This is a genomic window from Streptomyces sp. MUSC 14 (assembly GCF_001866675.1).
Classification (GTDB): domain Bacteria; phylum Actinomycetota; class Actinomycetes; order Streptomycetales; family Streptomycetaceae; genus Streptomyces.
On sequence record NZ_MLYN01000022.1, the window covers coordinates 12695 to 31016 of the forward strand.

At 68.1% G+C, this 18322-nt stretch carries 22 protein-coding genes; 19 read left to right on the forward strand and 3 right to left on the reverse strand.

The window, feature by feature from the left end; genetic code table 11:
* The first annotated feature begins 24 nt into the window (after window positions 1–24).
* The 13 genes from BIV25_RS50975 (at window position 25) to BIV25_RS13195 (ending at window position 11597) form a co-directional block, all read left to right on the forward strand.
* On the forward strand, window positions 25–321 hold the full coding sequence (locus tag BIV25_RS50975) for a DUF488 family protein (RefSeq protein WP_177235255.1): 297 nt from the start codon (window positions 25–27) through the stop codon (window positions 319–321).
* A gap of 127 nt (window positions 322–448) precedes the next feature.
* Window positions 449–1786: a hypothetical protein gene (locus BIV25_RS13135; protein WP_071372457.1), complete on the forward strand. Its 1338-nt coding sequence runs from the start codon at window positions 449–451 to the stop codon at window positions 1784–1786.
* A gap of 2 nt (window positions 1787–1788) precedes the next feature.
* Window positions 1789–2691, forward strand: coding sequence for a ParB/Srx family N-terminal domain-containing protein (locus BIV25_RS13140; protein WP_071372631.1), 903 nt, complete (start codon window positions 1789–1791; stop codon window positions 2689–2691).
* 25 nt (window positions 2692–2716) lie between these two features.
* A complete protein-coding gene (locus tag BIV25_RS13145) occupies window positions 2717–3250 on the forward strand; it encodes a hypothetical protein (RefSeq protein WP_071372458.1) in 534 nt (177 codons plus the stop codon).
* Window positions 3247–4740 (forward strand): terminase large subunit domain-containing protein, encoded by a 1494-nt coding sequence (locus tag BIV25_RS13150; protein WP_079176608.1) that lies wholly within the window; start codon window positions 3247–3249, stop codon window positions 4738–4740. The genes BIV25_RS13145 and BIV25_RS13150 overlap by 4 nt, the downstream gene beginning before the upstream one ends.
* A 101-nt stretch (window positions 4741–4841) precedes the next feature.
* A complete protein-coding gene (locus BIV25_RS13155; protein ID WP_071372459.1) occupies window positions 4842–5588 on the forward strand; it encodes a hypothetical protein in 747 nt (248 codons plus the stop codon).
* A 60-nt stretch (window positions 5589–5648) separates the two neighbouring features.
* The gene (locus BIV25_RS13160) at window positions 5649–7370 is read left to right on the forward strand and encodes a hypothetical protein (RefSeq protein ID WP_071372460.1); all 1722 of its coding nucleotides are present in this window, start codon (window positions 5649–5651) and stop codon (window positions 7368–7370) included.
* Between the two features lie 99 nt (window positions 7371–7469).
* Window positions 7470–7709, forward strand: a complete 240-nt coding sequence (locus BIV25_RS13165; RefSeq protein ID WP_071372461.1) for a hypothetical protein — start codon at window positions 7470–7472, stop codon at window positions 7707–7709.
* Between the two features lie 895 nt (window positions 7710–8604).
* Entirely contained in the window at window positions 8605–9303 is a 699-nt protein-coding gene (locus BIV25_RS13175; RefSeq protein WP_071372463.1) for a hypothetical protein, read from the forward strand.
* 112 nt (window positions 9304–9415) lie between these two features.
* Window positions 9416–9832, forward strand: coding sequence for a K structural protein (locus tag BIV25_RS13180; RefSeq protein ID WP_071372464.1), 417 nt, complete (start codon window positions 9416–9418; stop codon window positions 9830–9832).
* A 16-nt stretch (window positions 9833–9848) separates the two neighbouring features.
* Window positions 9849–10898, forward strand: a complete 1050-nt coding sequence (locus BIV25_RS13185) for a major capsid protein (RefSeq protein ID WP_071372465.1) — start codon at window positions 9849–9851, stop codon at window positions 10896–10898.
* On the forward strand, window positions 10898–11185 hold the full coding sequence (locus BIV25_RS13190; RefSeq protein WP_143076622.1) for a hypothetical protein: 288 nt from the start codon (window positions 10898–10900) through the stop codon (window positions 11183–11185). The genes BIV25_RS13185 and BIV25_RS13190 overlap by 1 nt, the downstream gene beginning before the upstream one ends.
* A gap of 70 nt (window positions 11186–11255) precedes the next feature.
* A complete protein-coding gene (locus BIV25_RS13195; RefSeq protein ID WP_256255786.1) occupies window positions 11256–11597 on the forward strand; it encodes a hypothetical protein in 342 nt (113 codons plus the stop codon).
* A 162-nt stretch (window positions 11598–11759) separates the two neighbouring features.
* Here the strand turns inward: BIV25_RS13195 and BIV25_RS13200 are convergent, their stop codons facing one another.
* Window positions 11760–11966: a DUF397 domain-containing protein gene (locus BIV25_RS13200; RefSeq protein WP_071372467.1), complete on the reverse strand. Its 207-nt coding sequence runs from the start codon at window positions 11964–11966 to the stop codon at window positions 11760–11762.
* A 15-nt stretch (window positions 11967–11981) separates the two neighbouring features.
* On the reverse strand, window positions 11982–12800 hold the full coding sequence (locus BIV25_RS13205) for a helix-turn-helix transcriptional regulator (protein ID WP_256255787.1): 819 nt from the start codon (window positions 12798–12800) through the stop codon (window positions 11982–11984).
* Between the two features lie 383 nt (window positions 12801–13183).
* Between BIV25_RS13205 and BIV25_RS46835 the strand changes: the two genes are divergently transcribed.
* The gene (locus tag BIV25_RS46835; RefSeq protein WP_256255799.1) at window positions 13184–13525 is read left to right on the forward strand and encodes an ATP-binding protein; all 342 of its coding nucleotides are present in this window, start codon (window positions 13184–13186) and stop codon (window positions 13523–13525) included.
* 316 nt (window positions 13526–13841) lie between these two features.
* Here BIV25_RS46835 and BIV25_RS13210 read toward each other — a convergent pair whose 3' ends face one another.
* A complete protein-coding gene (locus BIV25_RS13210; RefSeq protein ID WP_071372469.1) occupies window positions 13842–14135 on the reverse strand; it encodes a hypothetical protein in 294 nt (97 codons plus the stop codon).
* 20 nt (window positions 14136–14155) lie between these two features.
* Between BIV25_RS13210 and BIV25_RS13215 the strand changes: the two genes are divergently transcribed.
* The 5 genes from BIV25_RS13215 to BIV25_RS13235 all read left to right on the forward strand — a co-directional run bounded on the left by BIV25_RS13215 (window position 14156) and on the right by BIV25_RS13235 (window position 18315).
* A complete protein-coding gene (locus BIV25_RS13215; RefSeq protein ID WP_071372470.1) occupies window positions 14156–14620 on the forward strand; it encodes a LuxR C-terminal-related transcriptional regulator in 465 nt (154 codons plus the stop codon).
* Window positions 14621–14700: 80 nt separating this feature from the next.
* Complete coding sequence (locus BIV25_RS13220) at window positions 14701–15915, forward strand: DUF6302 family protein (protein WP_071372471.1); 1215 nt, start codon at window positions 14701–14703, stop codon at window positions 15913–15915.
* Window positions 15916–15982: 67 nt separating this feature from the next.
* The gene (locus BIV25_RS13225; RefSeq protein ID WP_071372472.1) at window positions 15983–16570 is read left to right on the forward strand and encodes a DUF6624 domain-containing protein; all 588 of its coding nucleotides are present in this window, start codon (window positions 15983–15985) and stop codon (window positions 16568–16570) included.
* Window positions 16571–16837: 267 nt separating this feature from the next.
* Window positions 16838–18061, forward strand: coding sequence for a methyltransferase, FxLD system (gene fxlM / locus BIV25_RS13230; protein WP_071372473.1), 1224 nt, complete (start codon window positions 16838–16840; stop codon window positions 18059–18061).
* 56 nt (window positions 18062–18117) lie between these two features.
* Window positions 18118–18315, forward strand: a complete 198-nt coding sequence (locus BIV25_RS13235) for an FxLD family lanthipeptide (RefSeq protein WP_071372474.1) — start codon at window positions 18118–18120, stop codon at window positions 18313–18315.
* Window positions 18316–18322: the final 7 nt, after the last annotated feature.

Consider the following 18322-nt stretch of genomic DNA (forward strand, 5'->3'; position numbering starts at 1 on the left):
CTCCCGTATTCCCTGACGCATGCGGTGCGCGAGCTCGCACCGCGGCGGGAGTACTTCACCAGGCCCCTGCTGGAGTTCACGGCCGCCTACCGGGCCGACCTCGACCAGCTCGGCCCGGCGCGGGTTGCGGAGCGGCTGCGGGAGATCGTGAACGCGGAGCAGGATCACCGGCTGGTCCTGCTCTGCTTCGAGGACCTGGCCGACCCGAAGCTGTGGTGTCACCGCAGGATCTTCGCCGCCTGGTGGAAGGACACCACCGGCGACGACGTACGGGAGCTGTCCCCGATTGCCGACCACTACGAGCAGGGCACCTTGATGTGAGCTGCCCAACCACTCACCGAAGATAGGTGACATGATTCCAAGGAGACTCACTGCTTGGGGTCAGGTTCTGTACAGCGCCCGGACCGGCACCCCGTCGGTCCGGGCGCTGTTTCATGCAGGAGGAGAGATGTTCCAGGGCACCATCCCCGCCCCGATGCGTGCCATCGTCCGGGAGACCGCGGCCAGTTGGCCACGCGGGCCGGTGTACGTGCCGTGCTGCGGCAACTTCACCATCGAGCGCAGCGTGGCCGGCATGGGCTTCGAGCTGCACTCCTCGGACGTGTCGATCTACACCAGTGCCGTCGGCCGTTGGCTCACCCGACAGCCGGTCGGCATCCGTCTGCGCGACGAGAGCCGGGACGAACTTCACTGGCTGGCCGACTCGTTGGACGACGGTGTGGGCACGGTGGCGACGATGATGCTCGGCACCCGGTTCCTGGCGAGCGTCGGCCGCGACGGGCTCTGGCACGAACGCGTCGTGCGCTCCTACCGGGACCAGTGGAACGCCAAGCACGCCGAGACGGTCGAGCGGCTGGCTGCCTCCGATGTCGAACTGGCCTCCTACGAGGTAGAGGACGTGCGCTCCTGGCTCCAGAAGGTGCCCCGCGACGCTCCCGTGTGCAGCTTTCCTCCCTTCTACGGCGGCGGGTACGAGAAGCTGTACGAGCCGCTGAACACGCACTTCGACTGGGACGCCCCCGAGTACGAGCCGCTGTCCGACGCGGATGTGGTCGGGGTGCTTGGTGCGATCACGGACCGGCCGTACTGGCTGACCGCCTCCAATCACGATGTGCCCGAGCTGCACCCGTACCTGCGCGGCGTGATCAAGGCAACCCCGCGCGCCGCTCCCTTCTACGTGTACGCCTCGGTCGCGCCGACGCGGATCGTCGCTCCCCGCCAGCCGATCGAACCGGTCAAGGCCCCGCGCCTGCGTGCGAGTGACGAACTGATCGGGCCGCTGGCGCTCGCCCTGCTCAAGCCAGGTCAGTTCAACGCGCTGCGGTCCCGGTACCTCAACCCGCGGATCGCGCCCGGCGCCGCGAACCTGGCCGTCGCGGTCAAGGACGGCACCGGGAAGATCCTCGGCGTCTTCGCGATGGCGCCCAGCAGCTACACCCCGGACGAGGCGTATCTGCTGTCCGACTTCGCGGTCGCGCCGACGGACTACCCGCGTCTGTCGAAGCTGATCGTGCTCGCGGCCACCAGCTCCGAGGCGCAGTTGCTGTGCCAGCGGGCGTTCTCGCGCCGGATCCGGGCGGTGTCGACGACGGCGTTCAGCAACAACCCGGTGTCGATGAAGTACCGCGGGCTGCTGAGGCTGACCAAACGCGGGCCGTCGAACGAGGACGGCTGGAAGTTCCAGCTCCAGTACCAGGGGGCCATGGGCGGGCACACGCTCGCTGACGCCTTTGAGATGTGGGCGACGCGGTGGGGCGCCCGGACCACGACGCAGACGGGAGTCTGACCATGGACGAGACCAGCCAGCTTGCCCCGCCGCAGATGGTGCAGGGCGACCCACGCACACTGACGCTGCTGGACGTGAACGCGCGCTACCTGCCGCACGAGCAGTTCCGCCAGCTGGTGGCGAACATCCAGCGGGACGGACATCTGACGTCCACGCCGCTGGTGTGGAACGACGCCGGCAGCGGGCGGCTGATCGTGCTGTCCGGCAACCACCGCACCCTGGCCGCGATCGAGGCCGGCCTGCCCCAGATCTGGTGGATGCAGATAGACGAGCCGCTACCGCGCCAGCGGCAGATCGCGCTCCAGCTCTCGCACAACGCGATCGCGGGCCAGGACGACCCGGCGATCCTGAAGGAGCTGTACGACGAGCTGGAGTCGGTGGAGTGGCGCCAGTACACGGGCCTGGACGACAAGACCCTGGATCTGCTGGAGAAGGTCGACGTCGCCAGCCTCGGCGAGGCCAACCTCGACTTCGCCAGCGTGCAGCTGATGTTCCTGCCCGACGAGCTGGAGCGGGCGGAGGCCGCCTTCGACGCCGCGCGGTCGACGGCTTCGGCGGATCAGCGGTGGGTGGCCGGCCTGGAGCAGTACGAGCCGGTCCTCGATGCGCTGGAGACCTCACGGGCCGCCTACAAGATCGGCAACAGTGCGACGGCGCTCGGCGTGATCCTGTCGGTCTTCGAGCGGCACGTGGGTGAGCTGGCCGAGGGCTGGTTCGACGCGGGCTCTGGGGAAGCGATCCGGGCGGGGACGGCGCCGCTGGAGACGGTGTTCGGTGTGCGGGAGGTGCCGGTGGAGACTGCGGCCGTCGTGCGGGCGGCCATCGACCGGATGGTGCAGGACGGCACGGTGCCGGCCGACGAGCCGTGGCGGGCGCTGGAAGTCCTGGCCGCACAGAGCAACTAGTCGGCCGTCGGCCAGGAGGTGAGCGGTGGCCGAGGGCACCGTGGAGGCCTGGGAGCGGCAGAGCGGGGAGTCGGTCCAGGCGTTCGAGGCGTTCGCTGCCTACCGTGATCTAGGGGCGGCGCGGAGTGTGGCGAAGGTTGCGCGGGAGTTGGGTAAAAGCACGACGCTGCTCTTCCGCTGGTCGCGGCAGTACGCGTGGGTGATGCGGGCGACTGCGTACGACCGCGAGCAGGACCGGCTGTTCCTCGCGGAGCAGCAGCAGGCCCGGCGCGACATCGCCCGTCGGCATGCCAAGTTGGCGCAGGCGTTCCTGGGCAAGGCCGTGGCACGGCTCCAGGCCCTCGATCCGCGTGAGCTGTCTCCGTCTGATCTGCTGCGGTACTTCCAGGTCGCGGCCGAGATCGAGCGGCGAGCCGTCGGCGAGATCCCGGGCATGACCGCTGTGGCTGTGGATGAACAGGGTGCTGACGTGGCTGCTCTCACCGACGAGGACAGGCGGGCCCGGATGGAGCAGCTGCGCCGGGAACTGGAGCGCCGGTTGTCGGAGGATGCGCAATGAGCCGTGGCAGGGCGAAGCGCCGGATGATCGAGAGCTTCGCTGATCCAGCCATGATGAGCGTGGAGCAGCTGAAGGCCGAGGTCGCCAAGCTGCTTCGAGCCGATGAGCTGTCGGCACGACGCTGGGCGTGCGACGTCCCGGGCTGTGACGGCCTCCCGCATGAGGGATGGCGTCACCACCATGCCCGCGCGGCGCAGCGGCAGCCGTCGTGGCTGTGGACGGTGTGGATGCTGCTCACCGGCCGTGGCTGGGGCAAGAGCCGCACCGCGGCGGAGACGGTGCGCGAGTGGGCGAAGGTGCCCGGGTTGCAGATCGCCGTGGTGGCGAAGAACGCCACCCTGGTGCGGGACATCTGCTTCGACTCCCCGAAGTCCGGCCTGCTGTCGGTGATCCCGCCGGAGGACGTAGCCAAGTACAACTCGTCGCTGGGCGAGACGACGCTGCGGCTGAAGAACGGCACGCTGATACGCGGCTTCGGTGCGGAGACGCCGGACAACCTGCGTGGCTGGGCGTTCGACAAGGCCTGGTGCGACGAGTACGCGGCCTGGTCGAGGCACACCGCGCAGGAGGTGTACGACATGCTCTGGTTCTGCCTGCGCGAGGCGGACACCCCCCAGGTCGTCATCTCCACGACGCCCAAGCCGCTCCCTCATGTGAAGCGGCTCGTCGAGCGGGGCCGGACGCAGGAGAAGGCACACCGGGAAGGCGGGGAGGCGCCCCGCGTGGTGCTCACGCGCGGCCACATGCGGGAGAACGACGCCAACCTGTCGGCGGCGGCGCGGGCGGAGCTGGAGGAGGAGTACGCCGGCACCCGTCTCGGCCGACAGGAGCTGTCGGGTGAGCTGCTGGAGGACGTCGAAGGGGCGCTGTGGAAGGGCTGGATGCTGGAGGTCGAGGGCTTCAGGCCCCGTCCCGAGCACCTGCCGGACCTTCAGCGGGTGGTCGTCGCGGTCGACCCGGCGACCAAGAGCCACGAGAACGCGGACATGACGGCCTTCACCGTGGCCGGGCGCGGCTTCCCCATGGAGACGATGTTCGGCGACGGCCGGCCCCGCGGGTACCTGTTGCACTGCGAGCAGGACCGGCACACCCCCACCCAGGCGATGAAGCGGGCGGCGAAGCTGTACCACGAGCACCGGGCGGACTGCGTGGTCATCGAGGTGAACAACGGCGGCGACTACCTGCCCGCACTGCTGGAGCAGGTGGATCCGACGGTGAACTGGCGGATCGTTCACGCCACGCGCGGGAAGCGGGCGCGGGCGGCCCCGGCGGCGCAGCTGTACGAGCAGGCGCGTGTGCATCACGTCGGCTCGGCGCGGCTATTCGCGGAGCTGGAGGAACAGATGACGACGTTCGTCGGCCAGGGTGAGACAGAGGACTCGCCTGACCTGCTGGACTCGGCGGTCTGGGCGTTGTGGGACCTGTTCCTCGATCCGACGATGCCGCCGCCGCGGGGTGGGGATGACCAGCGACTGGCGAGCCGTCGGTAATGGCCGGATTTCACAGTGAACTCAACGGATTCTACGGGGAGTTGTCAGTGACGCCGCTTACGGTGCGAGTCAGAAATGTCGGTTGGACGAGGAGGATGGCAATGGCCGATGATCTGCGTCGGAAGTACACCAACGCCACCATCGCTGCGTTGATGACCCTGGCGCGTGGGGGGTGTTACGCACCACAGTGCGGGGCACCAACTGTCCGCATGATCGACGGGAAACCAGTACTCAACCTGGATATCGCACATATCCGAGCACTCAAGTCGGACGGGAAGCGGTACGACGCCTCGTGGAGCGTGGAGGAGCGCAACAGCTTCGCCAACTTGCTGCTCCTGTGCAACGTGCACCACAAACGGATCGATGGTGCGGGAGGTGAGAGGTACACCGTGGAGCTCCTGGAAGGGTGGAAGGTTGCCCGCGAGGCTGATGGACAGGCGGTGTTGGCAGGGCTGAGTGGGCTCACGGAAGCGCGGCTGGCCGTGATGATCCAGGAGGCTCAGAAGGCATACGTCGAGCGGATCACCCCGATCCTGGGCGAGGTCGCCCGACAGATTCCTGACCTTGCCGCCTTGATGAAGATCCTCAAGGCAGACATAGAGGGACTGCGAGGGCGCGGCCCCGGGGTGTCGGAGGACACGGCCTTGATGCTGTATCGGGCCAGCGAGGGGCTCGGGCACCTTCAGGACAATGCTGGCCTGCTACTGAAGGCAGGTCAGAGCCTGCAAGGCCTGCCGGATCCAAAGGAGCTGTCGAGGCTTGTTGCCCTTCCCGGAAAGCTCAGTACGGCAGCTGAGGAGATCAAGAGCGCCGCTGCTGCTCTTTCTGATGCCAAGCGGGGCCTCTGACCATCGGCTGTAGGCGGGGCGTGAGTATGGCGGGATCTATGGCTACCCTGATCTTTCGGCGTGGGGCTGATGACGGAGGAACTGCGCCCGATGGGTCTGCGCCAATTCGTGATCGACGCTTGGTCATGGCTGAACTACAAGCCGGTGATGGCGGATGCCAGCCGCCCGTCGAGCCGAGCGTTCCCGGAGCTGGCGGCCTCGTGGCTGCCGCCGCACGAGATGCGGCGGCTGGCGGCGTACAAGGTGCTCGCGTCGTACGACAACAACCAGGCCGGGCAGCTCGCGGCAGCCGCGGGAGACGACGCTGCGCTGGAGCGGCGCGAACTGGGTGACGCCGCGAACCTGGTCGACACGGCGCTCGGCTATCTGCTCGGGTCGGACCAGGAGATCGCGGTGGCCGGAGCCGAACACGCGGATGAGGACTCGCCGGAGCCGGGCGCGACGGAGGCCGCGGCCGTGCAGGAGCGGCTGCGGCAGTGGGCGGGGAAGGAGCTGCTGACGCTGCGGGTCCAGCAGGCAGAGCGTACGGCGGTTCTGCTGGGCGACAGCGTGTACGTACTGGCGTGGAGTCCGGACAAGCAGCGGCCGACGTTGCGCGTATACGACCCGGGGTTCTACTTCCCACAGTGGGACGACGACCAGGACCAGGACTTCCCCACGCGGGTGCATCTGGCCTGGGAGCTGCCGGAGAACGAGGACGCCGGGCTGAAGGCGCGGGTGCGCCGGGTGACCTACGAGCTGGGCCTGATCTCCGAGGACGGGGGTGCCACGCGGACCTATCCGTGGGAGCCGGGCCGGGTCACGAACGTGACGTGCTACCTGACGGATGCGGAGTGGCTGCTGGAGGACCTCAAGCGCGGCGAGACCCTGGACCGGCTGCCGATGGACAAGGCTGCGTTCCGGGTGCGCTCGGACGGCACGGAGCTGAACCGGCTGGACCTGATGATCGACTTCCTGCCGGTCATCCACGTTACGAACACGATCCCGGAGGGCGGGGAACACTGGGGGCGCTCCGCCCTGGCCCGCGTGCTCCAGAGCCTGGATGAACTGGCCGCGACGGACTCGGACAGCTCGGCCGCGAGCGCGACGACGGGCACGCCGATCATTGGCCTGGCGGGGGCGCGGCTGCCGGTGAACCGGACGACGGGCCAGCCGGAAAAGCTGAAGGTGGAGGCCGGCGCGGTGTGGCAGCTCGGCGACAGCGGACGCATGGACGCGCTGGATACGTCGCCGCAGCTGGCGGAGCTGCGGGCCCGCGTGGAGCACCTGCTGGACCGGATCGCGGCGAACTCGCGGATCACCGCGGCCGGTTTGGGCACGCTGGATGCTTCGGAGGTGCCGTCGGGGTACGCGTTCCAGCTGGCGCTGGCGCCGTTGGATGCGCTGGTGGGGTCGATGCGGCTGGCCCGCGAGCACAAGTACCGGTTGCTGCTGAAGTTCGTGCAGCGCCTGTATCAGGCCGGTCGCGCGCAGGGCTGGCCGGGCGGGGAGTCGTTCCCGGCGCGGCTGGCGTGGGCTCCGCACACGCCGACGGACCGGGCCGCGGTCCTGGACGAGGTCGTCACCGCATACGGAGCCGGTGTGATGTCCCTGGAGACGGCGGTGCAGATGCTGCTCGATGCGGGCTACCCGGTTGAGGACGCATCGCAGGAGGTGGCTCGGATCCGGGCGAAGGCCGAGCAGGATGCCGCGATGCGGATCGCGGAGACCGCGGCTGGGCGCGATCCTGGCGGTGCCGGAAGCAATGATCAGGTTCGTGGCGATACCGGACAGGTTGCGTAGCCCAGGTCGCGTCGTCGGAGTGAGACGGCGACCGATCGGAGGGTCACGAGCGCAAGGTCGTGGCTGGATCTTGTCGCTCCCGACGTAGGATGCGCCGACGTGACCGCTATTTCGTTCGATGACCTGATCAATGCGCAGCGGGCTGCCGTCGAGGCCAACGCGACCGTCAAGGACGTGCCCTACAGCGTCGAGGCATGGAAGCCCTGGTTCGATGCTGCTGCGGACTTTCAGGCGAAGGTGACGGAATACGCGAAGGCGGAAGGCAAGGACCGGGTGTCTGTCGAGATGGATGCGAAGAGGGCCGTCCGGCACGCTGGGGTGGGGGAAGTCGCGGCGTAATCAACCGTGATGGGCGTGGCTCGTCTTGAGTGCGCTCGGATCATGTCGACGCGTACCGACATGGTCCGTGGTCGGGAGGGAAGCCGGCGTGCGGGCCACGAAGGTGACAGCGGGGCGTGGAGAGTCGGACGGAGAGCGATCTCGGCGAGACGGGTGAGGGGTCGACCGTCCGGGACACGGGATTAGTGTCCGAGGCAGTCGACGGCTGAGGCAATCAGGAAGCTTCACCGAGTGGGCCCATCCTCCCGCGTCGCCTTCGTCCATTCGATCAACTGCTTGACGAGGTCGATGACCCTCTTCTGCCGACTCTCGGGGAGGAAGACCCAGGACAGCCAGGCAGGCGCAAGGAGGACCACAACGATGATCAACGGGAGGATACGGAGTGCCCCGAGAATGTGCTTGGGGTTGATCGAGTCCAGAATGGAGTGCACGTCGATGGCCTCTCGTGGCTTCGCCGTGTCCTACGTCCCGGAAGGTTCGGAGAAAGGGACACCACGGCGAAGATTCAGGTAAGAACGTGCGCTGTTGCCAGCGCCAACGTGCTCCCAAAGGCCAGCAAGTAGAGGTCCACTCGGTGTGCCGACGGTTCTGTTTGGCGACAGACGTCAAGGGAGCCGCAGATGATCAAGGCTCAAATCTGCGGCGCGGATATGTGCATTCTTGGATGCATCAGTTGCCCCCGTCACACATGGCTGTCGATCAGCCAAGGTGCGTGCAGTATGACTTAACGGGCGGCGGGATTGCAATACACGACTGGATGCGACTGGGCAAGTACTCTCGGTCGACATTCACTCTCAAGGGGCCTGGATGTTAGCTGTCCAGTGCCATCAGCGGCGTTGTCGGCGCCGGTGGCTACACTGACCGGTAGCGCGGGGGCGCGCACTGGAGGAGTTGCATGGTCCGGCCCCTGCCCGCCCGTCACCCTGTCGGCTTTCGCCGTGACGGTCGGCCGATCTACCCGATTCTCGGTGCCTCCTCGGAGGACGAGGCGAACGACCAGCTCGGCGATGCCGGAGACGACAGTCCGGAGCCGCAGGTGACGGTCACCCAGGACCGTCTGGGCAAGCTGCTCACGCGGGAGAAGGCGCAGGGTGAACGCGCCGCGATCAAACGCCTGTTGGCCACGCTGGGCTTCGACACCCCCAAGGCGCTGGCGGAGTTCGTGACCGCGCAGCGTGAGGCCGAGCAGGCTGCGCTGACCGACGTGGAGCGACGCGAGCAGGCCGCTGCCGACCGGGAGTTGCAGGCCGTCCGGCGTGAGGAGCTGGCGGCTGAGCGGGAGCGGGCGGCGCTGCGCCGCGGGGCTCTGGTGGCGCTGGGTGCGTCGGGTGAGGACCTGACGGACGCGGAGCGTCTGCTGATCTCTGATGCTGACGCGGACGAGACGCAGATCCAGGCGGCTGCCGAGGCGCTGCGGGCCCGGCGTCCGGAGCTGTTCGGTGAGATCCGCACTCCCCCGGTGCCGGCGGCTCCGGCCGGGGCCCCGGCCGGGCGCGCCCCGACACGGACGGCGCCGCCGCCGAGGCCGGGCGCGGCCGGGCTGGAGATGGCCCGCCGTCGCGGCCTGGTGACCGAATCCGGTGACGCTCGCTGACCTGCGGGCGCTTCATGCTGTGGGGACCACGCCCCCTCGACTTCGTGGACAGCACCGCCCAAGGAGGGCCGGTGCGCGGACAGCTGACCGCAACGTCCAGGAAGACAACACCATGAGCATTCAGCCCGTTTCCACTTCCGAGCACCTGACCGCCAACCGTGAGTGGCTGGCCGCTCTGCACGGCACCGACTCCACCGACACCATCACCCTCGACCTGAACCTGTTCACCGAGGGCGTCCACTACCAGTGCGGGGACGGCTGCGAGCCGTACGGCCGGGTCTTCTCCGGGGTGCCGGTGGGCAAGGTCGCCGAGTCGAAGCTGTACGGCCCCTACGACCCGGAAGCGTCGTGCGGCCGCCAGGTGCTGCGCGGCTTCGTGTTCGCCGAGGTGCCGTTCGCGCCGGGGCAGACGCGGGTGCCGGCCGCCCTGCTGTGGCACGGCGCGGTGCGTGCGTCGAAGGTCCCGGGCGGCATCGATCTGTCGCAGCTGACCTGGCACCCGCGTGGTGCACAGGTCCGCTTCGTGTGAACAGGGGGTCTGAGCTGTGACGATTCAGGACCTGTTGAAGGACGTCCAGGCCGTCGACCTGACGGCGTTCGCGCGGGCGATTCCGAGCCCGGCCGACTTCCTGCTCACTCAGTCGATCTTCCCGACGATGGTGTTGCCGGAGGTCAAGTGGCGGGTGAAGGACTCCGGCCGGTACGTGAACGTGGCGAAGTACCGGGCGTTCGACGCCAGCGTGCCGTTCGCGACGCGTGAGGCGTGGCAGACGTCCCGTGAGGGCGCACTGCCCGCGCTCGGGCAGAAGCTCGTGGTGGGGGAGCAGGAGCAGATCTTGCTGGAGGCCTCCCGTGGTGCGGAGCAGGACCGGTTGATCGAGCTGCTGTACGACGACGTCGAGCGGCACGTGGAGGCCATCCGTTCCCGACTGGAGCTGGCCGCCGGCGACGTCCTCGCGGACGGGAAGTTCTCGCTGGTGCAGGAGAACGGGCTCACCCTGGAGGTGGACTGGAACGTCCCCGCGGAGAACATGCCGGTGGCCGCGCGCCCGTGGTCGGATCCGGCGTCGGACCCGATCGCGGACGAGCTGCGGTGGATCCAGCACCTGGACGACATCGGCGCCCCGGAACCGGAGCTGGTGCTCACCAGCCGGAAGGCGTTCAGCTTCTTCGCCGCGAACAACGCCTACCGGGCGGCGTACTACGGCAGCGTGAACCCGTCGACGACGCCGACGGCCACGCTGACCCCGCAGCAGATCAACGTGGTGCGCGGCAACTACGGCCTGCCGCCGGTGACGTTCTACAAGGCGCAGGTGCGGGTGGACGGCAAGCCCCGCAAGGTGCTGCCGGAGGACCTGTGGATCCTGGTGCCGCCGGAACGGGAGAAGTGGGCACAGACCATGCTCGGCGTGACCGCCGAGGCCCTGGTCCTCTCCCGCGGCTCCAACCCGGAGATCGTGCGGGAGGACGCCCCTGGCCTGATCATCACCCGTGGTGTGCAGGATGACCCGGTGCAGATCTGGACCAAGGGCGCCGCGGTCGGCATGCCGGTCATGCACACCCCGGACGCCCACATCGTCGCGAAGGTGCTCTGATGGCAGTGCGCCGAGTGGTCGCCGCCGTGTACGTGAAGGACCCGGCGACCCACGAGGACCTGATCCTGCTGCCCGGCGAGTGCCCGGCGCCGGAGATCGCAGCCCTGGTCACGAACCCGGAAGCCTGGGACACCCCGCTCGTCGGTGGCCCTGGGCCGGAGCCGATCGCGGTCGGCGAGCCGGATCCGACCGCGGGCGGCGCGGAGCCCAACCCGGGAGAGGACGAGGCCGGCGGGGGAGGCGCGAAGAAATCGGTGTCACGGCGGACACGCACGTCCACCGCGTAATACGCTCGCGTGCACGGCTCGGAGCCAGCATCCCCCGTCTGGCTCCGGGCCGTGCCTCATGTTGAGGGATGTGAACCTGGTGGACGAGTTCCAGCGGTCCTGGCTCCTCGCCCAGCTCGTCCCCGACACCGACCCCGCCGACCTGGAACGCCGCTTCTTCCGGCTGCGCTCGGTACGTGCGGTCGCGCTCGAAGTACTGGGCGAGCGGCGCGCTAAGCTCCTCGCCGATCCACTGAAGGTCACCGTGGACGGCGTGGTGACCATGGACCTTCAGGAGAACCTGCGCGGCATAGAGCGGCAGATCGAGCAGGTACGGCAGGCCCCCGCCCCGGATGACCCAGGCGATGGAGATGACAGCGCGGTGGTGTCGATGGAAGTGACGTGGCTGGCTCCCACGCGCCGCTACAGGTAGGTGAACTAGGTGGGGAGCCTCCAACTGGGGCCGTCTGCCGATCCGAGCTAGATGGTCTGATCACGCTCTGTGACGTTCGTAGCTCGGGAGACACGGGAGCCCCTGATCCTCTGCGGGCCAGGAGCTCCCGTCGCGGGCTTGACTCAAGGCTGGGTGGTCTCCTCAGACTGAGGGGAGTTCGCCGGCCTTCACCGTCCTCATGAACGAGGTCCACGCGTCTGCCTCGAACACGAGGCAGGGGGCTTCGGGGGTCTTGCTGTCACGAACGGGCACGATGCCGATGAAACCGTCGGCGACTTCGACGCACTGACCGTTACCACTGCTGTAACTACTCTTCTGCCACACAGCCTCGGAGAGGTCGTACTGCACTCCAAACACCTCCTCTCAGTCCTTCGTCTCGGTAACCTTAGTCAGCAGGTCAGCACTTTCATTCGGCCCTACCGCCACGGCTTGCAAGTGCTCGAACATCGACTTGTAGCGCCGGATCTCCGCCTCGGACTCCAGGAAGAGGTCCCCGGCTGGTGTGTCCACGTAGACCAACTCCGGATCGGCAGGGTCCGGGAAATCCATGTGCACGAAGCTGCCGGGCATGCCCGCATGAGCCCCTTTGTCGAAGGGGATCACCTGAAATGTGACATGCGGCTCCTCCATGAGCTGAAGCAAGTGCCGCGCCTGCTCTTGCATCACCTTGCGACCGCCGACCACGCGCCGGATGGCAGCTTCGTCAACGATTGCCCAGAGCTGTAGCGGGTGCTCCTTGGTGAGCAACGACTGTCGTTCCATGCGCGCCTGGACTCGTTGCTCCACCTCCTTCTGGCTGGCCGTGGGCAACACGCCTTTGATCACCGCGCGGGCGTAAGGCTCGGTCTGGGCAAGACCTGGGATGAACAGTGACTCGTAGTTACGCACCGTGCGGGCCTCGACCTCGAAACCGATATAAGCAGTGTATTCCTCCGGCAACTCCGAGTGATACGGCCGCAACCACCCCTGGTCGTTGGAACCGCTCTGGACAGCCAGGAGGTCCACCCGCTGCACGTCAGTCGCCTCGTAGAGGTCCAGCAGCGCGAGCAGTGTCCGCTTCTGTGGCCGGGCGCGTGCCTTTTCGATGCGGTACAGCGTTGCCTCGTTGATCCCCTTCTTCTCGGCGACGTCCTCTCGTGTCAGCCCTGCCGCTGAGCGGAGACGGCGCAGCTCGGCGGCCAACCGCCGAAGTCTGACGGTCGGAGGATGTTGTCGCTTGTCCGACACGGTGCTGTCCCTTCGGTCCCTCGGTAGTACCCGTGAGTGTGAGCGACCAGCACGCCGCGACTCAACCTAGTTCGAACGCATGGAAGTGATTCGCAAGGCTTGCGTTCTCATGGAAGGCGAGAGCATGCTAGGCCTGCTCTCACTGAGCGTTCCAATCCGGTGACGTAGCAGGGATCTTGACGTGCCGTCACCTGCTCCCAAGGGGATGAGCTATGCCCGCAAGAGCGTTAGCGGCAGGAACGGTGCCAGCCCTCGCCCTCACCACATCGGCACCAGATAGCTCGGCTGCGCGAGGCTTCGAGGTTGACTTCCTCCCGGCTGACTTCCGGGTTGGGCAGATGCGGCGGATAACGTCGGCGCACCTGCGCCTCTGGGACCTTTCGACGCTCAGTGAAGCGGCCACGCTTGCTGTTTCGGAGCTGGTGACCAATGCCGTGCGACATGGCCAAGGCTGTTCAGTCGGGCTCAGAGTGATGAGTTCCGAGGGTGAGCTGCGCATCGAGGTCACTGACGGTAACCCGACTGCGGCTCAGCTCCGTGAGTCGGGTGAAACTGCCGAGAACGGCCGTGGGTTGCTACTCGTTGCCGCGCTAGCAAAGGAGTGGGGGGTCAGCCCTGACGGCACGATGACCTGGTGTTCCCTCGCGATCGTTGAGGGAGGATCTCGATGCTCGCAGTGACGCGCGACTGTCGGTCTCGGCACCCTCGCGGAATACGCGGCCCAGGTACGCGCCGTCCACCCGCAGGCCCAGCCCGCGCCCCTGGGCGACTTGTCACGTCCATACCTCGCGCGCCGCCCATGAGACGCACAACAAGTGAAGCCCCGACCGCCGTTGCACCGGCCGCCGAGGCAGTGCGTCACCTGTGAACCCGTTCGAAGGAACTGACAACGCAATGCGTGACCTTATCGCCTGCCTGTACATCTGGTTAGCCCCTGGTCTACGTCGTACGGCGCATGCGACTCGCACACGCGTCCGGGGGTGGCTGTTCACGCCCTCACCGCCGACCGTGCTCCCCGTAATCCCGGCAGCGCCTGCCTATGCCCGTCGGCCTCTGCCGCCGCACGTCCTCGCCCGGCATGCCCCAATCGACGGCAGCCGTCTCGCCCTTGCCCGCCCCTACGTTCTGGCCGCCGAGCACCGTCACACCAACGGGCGTGAGCATCGGAATCAGCGTGCCTCCGCCGTCCATCGCCGACCTGGCAGCCAACGGCAACTGCCCCCCGCCATACAGCAGCTCGTGGCTGTCGAGAACCTGCGATTCGCGCTGCTGTGCCAGCAGATCACCCACACACGTCAAGGAGTGCAGAAGTGACCACGACCGTCGCGAGAGTCCGCCTCTCGCCCAGGGAACGCCAGGTCGTGGAAGGCCTGGCCAAAGGCCTCCCGCTGACCGAGGTCGCGCAGGCCCTGGACATCCGCGACGGCACGGCCTCGGCCTACCTGCTGAATGCCAAACGGCGGCTGCACGGAGTCAGTGAGAACGCCGCCGCGGTCGCGGTCGGCTACGTCACCAAAGCCATCACCCTGCCGACACTGCTGGACCCGGACACGCTGACCCTGCCTGAGGAGCAGCGGGACCTTGTGCCGCTCATCGCGATGGGGATGACGGTCGCACAGATGGCTGAGGAACTGAAACGGCCGCAGGGCCTCGTCAGCCGGGACGGCCGCGCGCTGACGCGGGGCCTGGGGGCCCGCAACCGCGCTCACATCGTCACTCTCGCATGGCAGTACCGGATCCTCACCGCGGGCCAGGTGACCTCGTGGCTGCGATGACCCCTGCCGCCCAGAACGGCACACACGCCCAGCCCCAGACCCGGCCTCACGTTTCCTCTCGGTGCGAGCAGGAACGCGCCGTGGTGGCAGGGCGGCTGGCGGATCCGACGCTCCTGGACCAGGCCGTGGAGATCGAGCTGGGCAGGGACGGCGTGGCCGACACCTGCCTGGCCGTTCCACTGGGCGGCCAGCGGGTGGCGGGAGAGGTCACCGTGACCGGCTGGAGCCAGGCTCTGCTCGCCCTGCTGGCCCTGGAGGGCAAGCCCGGGTTCCCCGACCTGAGGGACGGCACCAGTTGTGGCGAAGCGATCGACGCGCCGCGCACCATCCGGTGGGGCCTTCGTACCTTCAGTGCGGAACCCGGACACCGGGCTCGGATGTGGGGATACCACGATGCCGGCGTGCGGGCGTACGTGGCCGAGCAGACCCGCGACGACCCGCGGATCCCCGTCACACCGCTGCCCGCGCTCCCCGTGGCTCCCAGCGTGGCACGGATCTACGACCTGTTCCTCGGCCGCCGTGGGGACAGCTACATGGCCGACAGAGCATTCCTCCGCTCGCTAACGCCGGCCGACGCCGAGGCCCTGTCCACAGCTGCTGTCGTCAATCGCACGCACCTGCCGGCCGTGGTCAGCAACCTCACCGCCCTCGGCATCGACCAGTTCCTCGACCTGGGGTCCGGCCTGCCGACCGCCACCGACTTCCGGCCCATCGACAACCCCCTACATGACCCGCTCCACGCCATCGTGGCCCGGCACCACGACACGGCGCGCGTGGTCTACGTAGACCACGACCGCACCCTCTTTGGCTTCAGCCGCGCGGTGCTGTCAGAGCACTCGATGAAGCCGCAGTGCGTCCAGGGCGACATCCGGTACATGCGTCGGTTCCTCACCTCGGGCCGGGTGCAGCACCTGCTCGACTGGAGTCGCCCGATCGCGGTGCTGGTGCACGACGTCCTGCCCTGGATTGGCATCGACAGGATCGTGAAGAGATCGATGGCCGTGCTCAGGGAGCAACTGCCACCAGGCAGCGCCGTGTCCATCACCCATGCCGCGGACCTCGGCGAGAACCGCATGAGCCGGTTCACCAAGGCGTTCCGCGCGGTGGGAATCACCTACAAGCCGCGTGATCCCGCCCTCATCGAGGCGCTGTTCGGAGACTGGCCCCTGGAGTCGCCGGGACTCGTACCCACCAACCACTGGCACCCCGGTCACCCGCACGCCGCTCTCGCCCCCCACGAGGCAGGCGCGCTCGCCGGACTTGCCTTCAAACCGGAGCCGCCGCTCTCGTCCTGAAGCCGTGCTCCTGCCAAGACCCCGCCGCGCCCCGCCCTGCCGATGCTTTCCAGTTCGGAGTCTGACCATGACCACGCAACCGCAGCGGCTCGACCTCGCTCGGACACTTCTCGAACGTGCCGAAAGGGCGCGGGCACACCGCGTGCTCCTCGTCCGAGGGCTGCTGAGCCCGACCGAGATCGACATGGAACGGCACGTCGACCACGCCGACGCCCAGGTGCTGCGGCGGATCCTCACCGACCAGGGCTGGCCCGGCACAAGCCTGGTCGGCGAGGACGGCGCCGAGGCGGCCTGGCACCTCGCCCTGCACGCCGACCACGACCCCCACCTCCAACAGCTCGCGCTCGGTCTCCTGGCCACCGCCGTCGAAGAGGGCGAGGCGAAGATCCAGCAGTGGGCACACCTCCTCGACCGGTGCGCCGTCAACGCCTCACAGCCGCAAGTCTTCGGGACACAGCACGTCCGCCATCCCGCCGGCATACAGATGCTGCCGACACAGGACCCCGAGCACCTCGACGCACGACGGGCCAGCGTCGGCCTGCCAGCGCACGCCACCGCCTACGAGGCCCTGCGCCAGCGCCACCGCCGAGAGCCGGAGACCGAGGAGTCCCACGACGACCAGGCGCGCTCCGTGCTCGTGGCGAGCGCCGCATGATGGCCATCCACAGGCTCCCCGGCGCGGATTACCCCGGCCAGGCCGAGCAAGCAGGGACAGACGTCACCCGGGCGGGCGAGATACGCAAACAGATTCCTGGCTTCCATACGGCCTCGTCAGCCCCACAAGACAACAGCAGGCGCACGACAGACCGCCCGACGGCGGGAGGCTGATTCTCAACCTTGGCCAGAGGACCGCGTAGCGCGGCCAAGGGGACATCGACATCATCACGGTTTCACGTACACGCACCACGAGGAGACCCGCCACATGGCAGAACTGCCCGACGAGAACCGCGCGACCGAGCTGCGCAACGCGGTCGTGGACCAGCTGAAGGAAGGCGGCTGGATCGCCTCGCCCAGTATCGAGGCCGCCATGCGTAAGGTGCCCCGACACCTGGCCGTCCCCGAGGCCTCTCTCGAGGACGCCTACAGCACCTACAACGCCGTGGTCACCCAGGAAGACGCCGAAGGCATTCACACCAGCTCGGTGTCCGCCCCGCAGATCCAGGCCATGCAGCTGGAACAAGCCGGGATCGAGCCGGGCGACCACGTTCTGGAGATCGGCACCAACGGCCCGAACGCCGCCTACATCGCCGAGCTGACCGGACCCGCCGGGCGGGTCACCACCGTCGACGTCGACCCGGCACCCGCCGACCGCGCCCGCCGGTTCCTGGCCATGACCGGATACACGAACGTCAGTGTGGTCGTCGCCGACGGCGAGTACGGCTTCCCCGACCACGCCCCCTACGACGCGATCGTGGTGACCGTCGGCGCCTGGGACATCCCGCCCGCGTGGACCGACCAGCTGAAAGAAGGCGGTCGGCTCGTGGTACCGCTGCGTATCAACGGGCTGACCCGCACCTACGCGTTCGTCAAGCGCGACGGTCAGCTGACGGCTGCCAGCGCCCACGTGTGCGGGTTCGTCGCGATGCGGGGCGACGGTGCTCACAACGCCCAGCAGTTCACCCTGCCCGGCGACGAAGGCGTGACGCTCCGTTTCGACGACGGCGTGCCCGTCGACCCGCAGCTGCTGATCGGCGCTCTGGACACCCCCCGCGTCGAGACCTGGACCGGCGTCACCGTCGCCAGCAACGAACCCATCGGCACGCTTCAGATGTACGTGGCGACGATGGTCCCCGGCTACTGCAACATGTACATCGACCCGGACCGGGACACCGGCAAGGTCGGCCCCACCAACCTGAACTTCTCGCTGGTCGCGGTCGACGGCCCGAACTTCGCCTACGTCGTGGTGCGCCGCAGCGATGACCGCAAGAGCGCCGAGTTCGGCGTGCACGCCTTCGGCCCCGACGGGGAGGGCGCAGCCCACCGGCTGGCCGACGCCATCCGCACCTGGGGTAAAGACCACCGCGGCGGCCCCGCCCCCTGCATCGCCCTCTACCCGGCGGGCACGGCTGATGACCGGATCTCCGGCGACCGGATCATCGACAAGCACCACCGCCGGATCTCGATCTCCTGGCCGGTCGCCCCGTAACGGAGACAGCGGCCAGGTTGTCCTGCACCATCCCAACCCACAGGGAGAGTGATCACATGACCGTTGCCGTACTCGACGCCATGGCCGGGCCCGCGGGTGCCGACCTCGCGGACGACGAGTTCGAACTCGACGTCCAGGTCGTCATCAGCGAGACCCACTTCGCCGCATTCAACTGCCCGACCAGCGACGGCTGCGGCGACACCTGCGCCAACGGAGCCAGCTCCTGCGTCTCCTCGATCGAGGACGCCGCCTAACAGTTCC